General features: G+C 42.8%; 5 protein-coding genes. 3 read left to right on the top strand and 2 right to left on the bottom strand.

The window, feature by feature from the left end; genetic code table 11:
- Positions 1 to 15: 15 nt before the first annotated feature.
- Positions 16 to 1,167, bottom strand: coding sequence for an IS630 family transposase (locus IJJ71_RS04200; RefSeq protein WP_296845497.1), 1,152 nt, complete (start codon positions 1,165 to 1,167; stop codon positions 16 to 18).
- A gap of 45 nt (positions 1,168 to 1,212) precedes the next feature.
- Entirely contained in the window at positions 1,213 to 1,533 is a 321-nt protein-coding gene (locus IJJ71_RS04195; protein ID WP_296845496.1) for a hypothetical protein, read from the bottom strand.
- 209 nt (positions 1,534 to 1,742) lie between these two features.
- On the opposite strand from IJJ71_RS04195, the gene IJJ71_RS04190 reads away from it, so the two are divergent.
- The 3 genes from IJJ71_RS04190 to IJJ71_RS04180 are packed head-to-tail and all read left to right on the top strand — an operon-like array spanning position 1,743 to position 3,273.
- Positions 1,743 to 2,393: a CatB-related O-acetyltransferase gene (locus tag IJJ71_RS04190; RefSeq protein ID WP_296845495.1), complete on the top strand. Its 651-nt coding sequence runs from the start codon at positions 1,743 to 1,745 to the stop codon at positions 2,391 to 2,393.
- Positions 2,384 to 2,959: a phosphotransferase-like protein gene (locus IJJ71_RS04185; protein WP_296845493.1), complete on the top strand. Its 576-nt coding sequence runs from the start codon at positions 2,384 to 2,386 to the stop codon at positions 2,957 to 2,959. Before IJJ71_RS04190 ends, IJJ71_RS04185 begins: the two co-directional genes overlap by 10 nt.
- Positions 2,959 to 3,273: a TfoX/Sxy family protein gene (locus tag IJJ71_RS04180; protein WP_296845491.1), complete on the top strand. Its 315-nt coding sequence runs from the start codon at positions 2,959 to 2,961 to the stop codon at positions 3,271 to 3,273. The genes IJJ71_RS04185 and IJJ71_RS04180 overlap by 1 nt, the downstream gene beginning before the upstream one ends.
- Positions 3,274 to 3,425 lie beyond the last annotated feature (152 nt).

Here is a 3,425-nt window from a genome sequence, read left to right as displayed (position 1 = left end):
CTAGTATATAGAATTTCAAATAACTGGTTGTATTTTCAGTTTTGAATCTTGAGATATTTCATCAAGCTTGTATTTCCAGTGAAATACAACCGGTTGTAGATTTTCTTCTTCAAAATATTTAAGGATCCTTTCTTTCAGTTCTTCTTTTGATTTTACGCGGATTCCTTTCAAGACCTGTTTTGACATTTTGCTGAAGAATCCTTCCACCATATTCAGCCACGAACCGTGTTTTGGCGTAAAAACAAATTCAAAACGACCTGGCCTTGTTTTTAAATATTCCTTTGTTTTTTCCGATGTGTGAACTTTCAGATTGTCTAAAAGAATCCGGATAACATCTTCCTTTGGATAATAATCATCCAGAGTCTTCAGAAAATCGATGTAATCTTCTGAAGCGTGCTTGTCTTTTACAAGAGGAAAAGCCCTGCCTGTTTTCAGGTCAATTCCTGCAAGAAGAGAAACTGTTCCGAGCCTTTTATACTCATAATCTCTTTTTATGTGACCGTTCTTTTCAGTTGCAGGAAGATCTTCGCTCGTCACTGAAACTGCCTGAATCCCGGGTTTTTCATCATAGGAAAGCATGTGTATGACAGTTCCGTCTTCTTTTGTTGCTCCAAGCTCAACGTCTCTATAGAAAACAAGGACATTCTGCATTTTTTCTTCAAAATCCGGGTCTCTTTTTTCACAGTAATACTCTATTTTGTGAGGTTTTATTGCCAGCGACTTCAAAAGTTTCTGCACATAAGAAACGGACACCGTTGAAAGTCTCGGAAAGCCATTTTTCTCCGCGGTCCTGTTAATATGCACAGTGAGTTTTGACAGGGACCACACTTCCGCCGCATAGCCGAATTCTGTAGGTTTCTTGCAGGCTGTATTTTTTATAAATGCAATTTCCTCATCAAATATTTCATGTTTTCGTCCGCGTCCTTTTTCGTCTTTTAGACATTTCTGAAGATTTTCATCTGCCTTATATTTTTCAACCCAGAGGACAACAGTATTCCTTGACACTTTCAAGGCTCGCGCAATATCCATATAGGTTTTTCCTTCTGATTTCATAAGAAGAATCATTGCCCTCTTGTACAGTCTTGCTTCCGTTGTCCCGCGTTTTATTATTTCTCTTAAATATTTTTCATCTTCTGTATTGAGCTTTAATTCCATTCTACGTCCCATTTTCGCACCCTTTGGAATTTTACTCAATTACTGAGTTTTTGTCAGTTATTTAATATTTATTGTACTAGCTTTGGTGCGCACATTGCCCAAAAGGGATTCCGCGCCGATGCACTTTCCCTTGTTGTCGAACTGGGGCTGGTACTTCATCAAAAGGGAACTTTCGTGCAGGACAGGCTCTTCCTTAAAACCTGAGGCAAGGCTTTCTTCCAAATCGTTTACCAGATGCCTTGCAAGGCGGGCAAGTTTCTTTGAGAAAATGAAAATGGCAATCACAAGGCCCAGAAGGGTTCCCGTTCCGCCCATGTAGATGAAAGTGTCGATGAAGGTCTTTGAGACAATCTGACTGGGAAGAATTTTCTGAAACATGCCTACGGCAACGCTGTCCAGAACCTTGTTTCCGTGAATGCCGAGTCCGCCCCTTCAATGAAAAGCCCTTCAAATTTCTGATACAGAAGCGAAGCGAAGATTCCTACAATCAGCGCACTGAATAGTCCCTGACTGCTCAAATCTTTGATGCTGAAATCCGCGGATTCGCCACCCGATAAAGAAAGTACAGTAAAAGTGAGGAAAGAATAATGAGCGAAAACCAGCCAGACCCGATGACAATCCACCCGATTGCGGGCTACGAAAACGAAATCTATGTAAAGCCCGCCGTCAAGAATCCTGCAATCATCGTGGGCGACTTCACCTACATCGCCGACTCGGACTTTGAGAGCCATGTGACGCACCTGTACGACTGGAACGGCGACCGCCTTGTCATCGGGAAGTTCTGCCAGATTGCCGCGGGCGTTGAGTTCGTGATGAACGGCGCGAACCACCAGATGAATGCGGTGACGACTTTTCCGTTCTACACGCTCGAAGGCTGGAATGCCGAGCCGCCCGCGAAGTCCGACCTGCAGCTCAAAGGCGACACGGTTATCGGAAACGATGTGTGGATTGGGCAGAATGCGGTGATTCTTCCCGGCGTGCATATCGGCGACGGCGCAATTATCGGGGCGAATGCGGTTGTGGGAAGCGACATTCCGCCGTACACGATTGCCGTAGGCAACCCCGCCCGCGCGATTCGCAAGCGTTTTGACGATGAGATGATTTCCCTGCTGGAAAAGTTCGCGTGGTGGGATAAGCCGATAGAAGAAATCAACGCGCTCATTCCGATTCTGACGAGCGGGGATATTGACACGGTGCGGGCGGAGATTTTGAGGAGAACGGGGGCTAAATGGTTATAATTATTACTGGCGCATCACATTCGGGAAAGACGATTCTGGCGCAGAAAATTTTAGAACGGTGCAAATTTCCATACTTGAGCATCGACCATTTGAAAATGGGACTTATCAGAAGCAAGAATACCAATTTGACACCTTATGATGATGACGCGCTTACCCCATACCTTTGGAACATTGTCCGTGAAATCATCAAAACGGTAATCGAAAACAATCAGAATTTGATAGTAGAAGGATGCTACATTCCAGCTGACTGGAAGCAAGATTTTGAGCAACGCTATTTGACAGAAATCCGATTCTGTTGTCTGTGTCTTTCGCCAAAATACATACGCACACATTTTTCGGACATCATCCGTCATGCCAGTGACATTGAATTACGCCTCGATGATTCTGAATGTACGGCTGATTGGCTCGAAAAGGAGAACTCCCGCTATGCCGTGTTTTGCAAGAAAAACAATTTACCTCTTATAACGATTGAAACAAATTATATCGAAGAAATCAACGCGCTCATTCCGATTCTGACAAGCGGAGATTTGGAAAAGGCGAGACGAGAACTGAAGGAAAAAATGTAATGCCATCTTCAAAAGAATATTTAGATTTTGTATTAGAAGAACTTTCTCTTTTAGATAATATTTCTTACAAGGCGATGATGGGCGAATACATCATTTATTATCGTGGGAAAATTATAGGCGGAATCTATGATAACCGCTTTCTTGTAAAAAACGTAAAATCTGCCAGAGAAAAGGTGCCGGATGCTGAACTTGAACTTCCATATGAGGGTGCAAAGGAAATGCTTCTGGTGAATAATATTGAAAACAAGGAATTCCTGCACGAGCTTTTTGATGCTATGTTTGCTGAACTTCCTGAAGTGAAAAAACGAAAATAAAACTATATGCCATTTGATTTTAAAAAGAATTTAGGGAATTTTACATTCACAAAAGGAGGCAGAAAATGAATAAACCGCGCTTTACATTCAACACCATAGGTCTTTTTACCCGGGACAACAGGGCGACCAGATGATGTCCAGGGAATAAGACG

Source organism: Treponema sp. (genome assembly GCF_017430385.1).
Classification (GTDB): domain Bacteria; phylum Spirochaetota; class Spirochaetia; order Treponematales; family Treponemataceae; genus Treponema_D.
The sequence above is the reverse complement of the archived record's forward strand: the minus strand, read 5'-3'. Positions and strand labels throughout refer to the sequence as shown.